This window comes from Pseudomonas syringae (assembly GCF_023278085.1).
GTDB classification, from domain to species: Bacteria; Pseudomonadota; Gammaproteobacteria; order Pseudomonadales; family Pseudomonadaceae; genus Aquipseudomonas; species Aquipseudomonas syringae_Q.
Map to the genome: position 1 here is coordinate 5,533,386 of NZ_CP066265.1, position 7,597 is coordinate 5,540,982.

Sequence of the window (7,597 nt, forward strand, 5' to 3'; positions counted from 1 at the left end):
ATGCGCTGGAGCCAGCTTGCCGCCCGAAGGCTGCAAGTGGATTGCCCGGTCAATCCATGGTGAATGCGACGTTGGGTTCGAGTTTCATCCCGACGGCTTTTGCGACCTTCATGCCCTTTTCATATGAAAACGATTTATCCGCAGTGGGCTGGAAAAATTCCACGAAATCCAGACTGCGACGGCTGAATACGAACCCGCCGATCAGTGGTTGATTGACTGCATAGAGGTGCGGACACAGCGCCATCATCGACGATGCGGGCACGCCGATCAGGTGTTCCTCAAGATCACCGTCCTGCTGGGCGTCCTGCGGGTAGAACCACAGCGGGGTGCTGATAAACAGGTAGGAGTCCGGCCCCAGACTGGAAAGCAGCGTCCGTACCAGCCATCGTGCAGTGTCCGCCGTCAGGTGCTCGACAACGTCCAGCAGGCAGATTATCCGGTACTGAGCAAGCCGCTCGGATGACAGCTCCTGAGCCAGACCATGCCAGATGTTGCGGTAGGTGGCGTTTTCATACAGCTGCGAATTCTGGCAGTTGGCCTCCCAGCCATCGATGCCATCTACCGACCAGTGCGCAGTGTCCGGATTCGATTTGATCAAGGCCCCCATTGTTCCGGAGCCAAAGCCGATATCCAGAACTTCTACATCAGCGCTGAGATCCTTGAGGATATGGAAAATCATCGCCTTTGGGGACACCGAATCACCTTCCACGTGGCCAGATGCAGGTGGGCAACCTTCGATGGGCTGATAGTTTTCAACATACTGCTTCATGGTCGAGATCCTTGACGGGGTCGGTAGGGGATGTGCCGGATATCTTGCTGAAGCATCCGTGTCGGGCTTTGGCGTCAGTGCAAGCAGTGTAGGGGCTTTCGAATGCCAGGCCCCCGATCCTGCGAAATGATCAGAAGTGCCTGTTCACAAGACTGTCTATCGGCCGACAGTGGTATTTTCTGAAACAGGCCCGAATTGACCTGGTACCGATGCTCCGCGCTGCATCCAGGTCCAGACGTGCATTCAAGGCTGGACGCAAAGCGTTCAGAACGGCGTGCCAATGCGGAGCATTGGCACGATATTCGGCTGGTCATAACGGCGTTGGGAACTCAACGAAACCGGTCAACCTCGTTGCGCAATTCGGTCGCCAGGCCGTTCAGTTCCTGGGCGGTGATTGCGAGGTTGGACATGACCTGGCGTTGTTCGCTGTTAGCCATGGCGATGCTTTGCAGGTTGCTGCTGAGCATGGTTGCGGTGCTGCTTTGCTCTTGGGTGGCCGTGGTAATGGCTGCGAACTGATGCCCGGCCGAACGGCTTTGCTCGTCGATCTGCGCCAGTGCAGACGCCACTTTCGAGTTGAGCGACAGGCCTTCCTGCATCAGGGTGTTGCCCTGCTGCATGGTGCTAATGGCGTTGCCGGTTTCCTGCTGGATGCTGGCGATCATGCCAGAGATTTCATCGGTGGCTTCGCGGGTACGTGACGCCAGGCTGCGAACTTCATCCGCGACGACTGCAAAGCCACGGCCTTGCTCACCGGCACGTGCCGCCTCGATGGCGGCGTTGAGGGCGAGCAGGTTGGTCTGGTCGGCGATTGACGTGATCACGCCGACAATACTGCCGATTTCCTGCGAGCGCTGGCCCAGTGTGTCGATGACTTTCGCGGTGCTGCTCAACGACGTCGCGATCTGTTGCAGCGATGAAGACGCTTCGTCCATCGACGTGCGCCCGATGCGCGTCTGCTGCGCGTTTTCCTGCGCCAGACGCTCGGTATTGCCCATGTTGTCAGCGATGTTCATCGACGTGGCGCTGAACTCCTCAACGGCACCGGCCATGCTGGTGATCTCGCCGGACTGCTGTTCCATGCCCTCGTAGGCACCGCCGGACAGGCCGGACAACGCATTGGCGCGGCTGCTGACTTCCTGCGCGGCGGTACGGATGTGCGACACCATGGACGACAGCGCTTCACTCATCTTGTTGAAGCTGCCGGACAGCTGGCCGATTTCGTCGTTGCTGGTCACATTGAGGCGTACGCTCAGATCGCCAGCGCCCAGTGCATCGGCCTGACGAACCAGTTCGGAGAGCGGACGCAGCTTGCTGCGCAGCAACCAGATGGCGCTGACCACGGCGATGATCATGGCCAGCAGGCTGCCGATAGCCAGTTGCGTACCCACGTTCCAGGTCACTTCGCTGATTTCACTGCGCGGCATGCTGGCAATGACTGTCCAGGGGCCACCGGCGAACGGCTGGCCGACGCTGTAATAGTCATCGTTACCTTCATTCCAGAATTGCGCCTTGCCCGGTTTGCTGGCGAGGTCGGCGACTGCTTTCGCGGCACTTTCCTGGGATTTGACGCCGGCAGGCGGAACCAGCCAGGTGCCTTTGTCGTCCAGCAGAGCCAGCGAACCGGTAGAGCCGATACGGAAGCTTTTGAGGTTATCGAACTGGGTTTTCTGCGCGTCGGTGTAATCGAATCCTACGAACAGTGCCGCAATGATCTTGCCGCTGCTGTCACGCACCGGGCTGTACTGGGTCATGTAATAACGATCAAACAGTACTGCTTTCCCGACATAGCTCTGACCCGCCATCAAGCGCTCGTAAGCGGCGCCTTTGCGGTCCAGTACAGTGCCGATGGCGCGCGTGCCATCCTGCTTGCTCAACGAGGTGCTGATGCGGACAAAGTCATCGCCACTGCGCACGAAAATCGTCGCCACGCCTGCGGTCATCGAGCGGAATTCATCGACTTCGGTAAAGTCGTTGTTCAGTGCTGTATCACGCAGATACAGGCCCGGCGTCGAAGTGCCGGCTACGGTTACCGGCTTGTCGGCTTGCAGGGTCAGGCCTTCGGCGAAGCGCTTCTCGAACAGACCGCTCAAGCGCTGGGTACTGTCGCGCAACGTGCTGTGAAACGTGTTGAGCTGGTCGGCGAGCAGCCTGGCTTCGCTCGACATGTGTTCTTCGCGAATGACCAGGTTGGACGCGTCCAGGGATCTCAAGGCGAACAGCGTACTGCCACTGATAACGACGGCGAGGATCACTGCCAGAGCAATACCCAGTTGCGAGGCGATTCTAGTACGGGGCTTGGACATAGAGACTCCACGCCAAATGACTGGAGTCGCCTGATCCGTGGCTTACCATTCAGCGAATATTTAGTTGGGGTTCTTCCGCCTGACAAGGCGACGTTAAGCATTGCTTCGGCCATCAACTTCGTTACTTGAGCGCGTGGCGCGACATTTATGAATGATGGCAGTTCAATACTAAACTAAATATTAATGAAGTACTTCAACTAGTGGCAACTCCATAGCCTTCACTTCTCCCAGAAGAAAATCACTGAGGCGTCTTAACCGCTCTGCGCCGGGCCTTGTGCGCGGCCAGACCAGATAATAATTTTCTCCGCTGAACACTGCCGTACGCCACGGCAGGCTCAAGCGCGCCTGCGCCACATCTTCGGCGACCATCAGCAAGTCGCCCATCGAGACCCCGTAACCGCGTGCTGCCGCAATCATCCCCAGCTCCAGCGTGTCGAATACCTGCCCGCCTTTCAGCGAGACCTTGTCGCCCAGACCCATGCGGTTCAGCCAGGTGCGCCAGTCGCGGCGGTCCGGTGTCGGGTGCAGCAGTTCTGCCCTCGCCAGTCGCTCGACATTCCACGGCGGATCCTGCAACAAGGTGGGCGACCCGACCGGTATCAGTAACTCCGGGAACAGCAGAGTGGCCTCCCAGTCCGCCGGAAAATGCCCTTGGCTGAGCAGAATCGCGCAGTCAAAAGGCTCCTGGGTAAAGTCCACGGCGTCGATGTCCATCCAGGCGCTGGTCAACTGCACTTCATTGCCGGGTTGCAGATGACGAAAACGGCTGAGCCGCGCCAGCAACCAGCGCATGGTCAGGGTCGAAGGCGCCTTCATGCGCAGGATGCCTTCCTCGGTCTGCAAGATGCTGCAGGCCCGCTCCAGCGCCAGAAAGCCATCGCGCACGCCGGGTAACAGGGAGCGTGCCGATTCGGTCAGTTGCAGGTTGCGCCCGTTACGCTGAAACAAACGGCAGGCAAAGTACTCCTCCAGCGTACGGATATGCCGACTGACCGCACTTTGGGTGATCGACAGCTCTTCTGCTGCACGCGTGAACGAGGTATGCCGTGCAGCGGCTTCAAATGCTCTTAGTGCATAAAGTGGCGGGAGATTGCGAGGCATGCGGCGCGTCCTGCTGGCGATGAACCTTTACTTTACTGCAAATCTATTCAGATGAGTTTTAGTCATGCTAAGCATCAGGTTTATCGTTTTGTGCTACGGCGTTTAAGTGCCCAGAATACGCTGCTTAACAGTCCCTTCGCCGTAGAGCACCGCCACCATGCAGCAGCCCGCCTTCAAAGAACTCTGGATTATCCTGCGCCTGGCCGGGCCGCTGATCGCGTCACAGATGGCGCACATGCTCATGGTCTTCACCGACACGGTCATGATGGGCAAAATCGGCCCGGAAGCGCTGGCGGGCGGCGGGCTGGGTGCCGCGACCTACAGCTTCATCTCGTTTTTCTGCGTCGGTGTGATGGCGGCGGTCGGTACGCTGGTTTCGATCCGCCACGGCGCGGGTGATACAGAAGGTGCGACGCGCCTGACTCAGGCCGGGTTGTGGCTGGCGTGGGGCATGGCACTGGTCGCCGCCTTGTTGTTGTGGAACCTGGAGCCGGTGCTGTTGCAGTTCGGTCAGGCCGAAGCCAACGTGCACATGGCTGCGCAATTTCTGATCACGTTGCCCCTCGCCCTGCCCGGTCTGCTCAGCTTCATGGCGTTGCGCGGCTTCACCAGTGCGCTGGGCCGCGCGGGGCCGGTCATGACCATCAGCGTGGCCGGCGCCGTTGCCAACTTCGCGCTCAATTACGCGATGATTCATCAATGGCTCGGCCTGCCGAACCTCGGGCTGATGGGCATCGGTCTGGTCACTGCCGTCGTGACCAACTGCATGGCACTGGCGCTGGCGTTGCACATCAAGCGCCATCCGGCCTACGCGGCGTATCCGATCAGCAAGGGGTTGTCGAAACTGTCGCGCAGTCACTTGAAAGAACTGTGGCGTCTGGGCTTGCCGATTGGCGGGACCTACGCGGTGGAGGTCGGGCTGTTTACCTTCGCGGCGTTCTGCATGGGGGCGATGGGCAGTACGCAGATGGCGGCGCACCAGATCGCCCTGCAAACGGTGTCCATGGCGTTCATGATTCCGGTGGGCATTTCCTATGCGGTGACCATGCGTATCGGTCAGCACTATGGCGCTGGCAACATGCTCATGGCGCGCACCGCCGGGCGTGTGGGGATCGGTTTTGGCGGCAGCGTGATGCTGATGTTCGGGATTCTGTTCTGGCTGGCCCCGCATTGGGTCATTGGTCTGTTTCTGGACATCAACGACCCGGCATTTGCCGAGATTGTCGTGCTGGCCGCGAAGTTGCTGGCCATTGCCGCCTGGTTCGAGTTCTTCGACGGTACCCAGACCATCGCCATGGGCGCGATTCGCGGGCTCAAGGATGCTCGCACCACGTTCCTGATCGGCCTGGGCTGTTATTGGCTGATCGCTGCGCCTGCCGCGTGGCTGCTCGGGTTTTATGCCGACGCTGGCGCACCGGGCGTATGGTGGGGCCTGGCGTTGGGCCTGCTCTGCTCGGCGCTGGCGCTGACCTACGCATTCGAATGGAAGACGGCGCGCCTGCTGCGTCGGGAGGCCGCAGGCGTGGCGGTGCCGGTTTAGGCCGGCACGTCGTTATCCTGAAGTCGACACGTCCGGGTATCCGGCTTCCGAACGCAGATACGTCACCAACGCCGTCATCGGCAGCGGTCTGCTGATCAGATAGCCCTGCACCTGATCGCAGCCGAAGCTGCGCAGCAAGGCCAGTTGCCCGGCCGTTTCAACGCCTTCGGCCACCACTTCCAGATTCAGGTTGTGCGCCAGATTGATCATGGCGTGGACCAGCTTGCGGTTCTCTTCGCGTGACTCCATCTGCCCGACAAAGCCCATGTCGACCTTGAGCAGCGCGATGGGCAGGCTGTTGAGGTGCATGAATGACGAATAGCCGGTGCCGAAGTCATCCAGCGAAAACCGCACGCCCAGCCGTCCCAGCGCCTCCATGGTCTGCCTGACCTGATCAGTGCGGCGCATGACGGCGGTTTCGGTCAATTCGAATTCCAGCCAGCGTGCATCGACGTCGTGCTCTTCGATCAGGCGACTGAGCGTCGGTAATAACTGGCTGTCCTGGAACTGCCGGAACGACAGGTTGATCGCCATGTGCAGCGGCGCAAATCCCTGGTCGCGCAGGACCTGCATGTCGCGCAAGGCCCGGAAGATGACCCAGTAGCCCAGCGGCACGATCAAGCCGCTTTGCTCGGCCAGCGGCACAAATTCGCTGGGTGGCAACAGCCCGCGCTCGTGATGACGCCAGCGCACCAGGGCTTCCAGACCCACGATGCGGCCGCTTTGCAGGCACAGTCGTGGCTGGTAATGCAGCTCCATCTCGTCCCGGCGCAAGGCGCGCCGTAGCTCGCCTTCAAGGTCGGCGAGGCTGCGCGCGTTGCGGCTGATGCGCTCGTCAAACAGGTGGAACGTGCAGCCCTGGGTACTCTTGGCCTGACGCATGGCGATATGCGCGTGCCACATCAGCGGGTCGACCTCGGGTTCGGTCTGCGAATGGGCGATCCCCAGGCTACAGCCGAGCAACAGGCTTTCACCGTCGACCCAGTAAGGCTCGGACAGCACGTCGGTGATCCGTTCGGCCAGTTGCATGGCGCGCGCTGGCGTTTTCCGTGTGTCGATCAGCAGCGCGAATTCGTCGCCACCCAGGCGGGCGATCTGGTCGCCGGCGTCGAGCTGGTTTTTCAGACGCGCCACGACCTGCATGATCAGCCGGTCACCGGCCTGGTGGCCCAGCGAATCATTGGCGCGTCGAAAGTTGTCGAGGTCCAGATGGCCCAGCGCCAGTCTGCCGCCTTCGGCCAGGCGAGAGGCCAGCAGCACCTGAAAACCCTGGCGGTTGGCGATACCGGTCAACGGGTCCTGGCCGGCCAGGCGGCGCAGGCTGTCTTCCAGCCGGCCGCGTTCATGAACATAACGCAGGCATCTGCGCAGGGCATCACCGGTCAGCGCGTCGCGCACCAGCCAGTCACTGACGCCACTCGGTCTGACCAGCGGCTCCTCGTCGAGCAGTACCACTGTGGGTAAAAGACAGCTGCCGGTCCTGGGTTGCAGCTCGGGTGTGGTCAACAGCACGGTATTGCGTTCATGGGCATAACGCGCACTGAACGCATCCCAACTGACACCTGGCACAAGCGTTACGTTGCTGCCTGGCGTTGTAATGCAGTCGCTCAAGAGCGCCTGCCAGAGCGGCTCGTGCGTCAACAATAACAATTGCAAGGGTTCGACAGGTGTAGGCAATCTAACTTCCTAAGTACAAAGGAAAAATCGGTGGCCGCACTCTTCATGGAGCGTGACAGATACACGTATCGTCGCGTCGCGGCGCAAATGTAACAAAACCAGAAAAATTAGATAGCAGTCACTGCCGGTGACGATGATCGCTGCACAAACCCGTGGGCCTGTTAAAATGCCCGACCTTTTTCGCAGACGACCCTTCTTACCGCC

At 60.2% G+C, this 7,597-nt stretch carries 5 protein-coding genes; 1 reads left to right on the top strand and 4 read right to left on the bottom strand.

What is annotated here, in order from left to right:
- Window positions 1–49 precede the first annotated feature (49 nt).
- The 3 genes from I9H07_RS24510 to I9H07_RS24520 form a co-directional block, all read right to left on the bottom strand.
- The gene (locus tag I9H07_RS24510) at window positions 50–769 is read right to left on the bottom strand and encodes a class I SAM-dependent methyltransferase (RefSeq protein ID WP_236425163.1); all 720 of its coding nucleotides are present in this window, start codon (window positions 767–769) and stop codon (window positions 50–52) included.
- Between the two features lie 329 nt (window positions 770–1,098).
- Window positions 1,099–3,075 (bottom strand): methyl-accepting chemotaxis protein, encoded by a 1,977-nt coding sequence (locus tag I9H07_RS24515; RefSeq protein ID WP_236425162.1) that lies wholly within the window; start codon window positions 3,073–3,075, stop codon window positions 1,099–1,101.
- Window positions 3,076–3,255: 180 nt separating this feature from the next.
- Window positions 3,256–4,176, bottom strand: coding sequence for a LysR substrate-binding domain-containing protein (locus I9H07_RS24520; RefSeq protein ID WP_024672573.1), 921 nt, complete (start codon window positions 4,174–4,176; stop codon window positions 3,256–3,258).
- A gap of 157 nt (window positions 4,177–4,333) precedes the next feature.
- Here I9H07_RS24520 and I9H07_RS24525 point away from each other — a divergent pair, with 157 nt between their 5' ends.
- Window positions 4,334–5,716, top strand: coding sequence for a NorM family multidrug efflux MATE transporter (locus I9H07_RS24525; RefSeq protein ID WP_024672574.1), 1,383 nt, complete (start codon window positions 4,334–4,336; stop codon window positions 5,714–5,716).
- 12 nt (window positions 5,717–5,728) lie between these two features.
- On the opposite strand, the gene I9H07_RS24530 is transcribed toward I9H07_RS24525, so the two are convergent.
- Entirely contained in the window at window positions 5,729–7,393 is a 1,665-nt protein-coding gene (locus I9H07_RS24530; RefSeq protein ID WP_236425161.1) for a putative bifunctional diguanylate cyclase/phosphodiesterase, read from the bottom strand.
- Window positions 7,394–7,597: the final 204 nt, after the last annotated feature.

What these genes read in the sequence shown, in the direction of transcription:
- I9H07_RS24510 (WP_236425163.1), bottom strand. Translation starts at nt 769, where the DNA reads ATGAAGCAGTATGTTGAAAACTATCAGCCCATCGAAGGTTGCCCACCT.
- I9H07_RS24515 (WP_236425162.1), bottom strand. Translation starts at nt 3,075, where the DNA reads ATGTCCAAGCCCCGTACTAGAATCGCCTCGCAACTGGGTATTGCTCTG.
- I9H07_RS24520 (WP_024672573.1), bottom strand. Translation starts at nt 4,176, where the DNA reads ATGCCTCGCAATCTCCCGCCACTTTATGCACTAAGAGCATTTGAAGCC.
- I9H07_RS24525 (WP_024672574.1), top strand. Translation starts at nt 4,334, where the DNA reads ATGCAGCAGCCCGCCTTCAAAGAACTCTGGATTATCCTGCGCCTGGCC.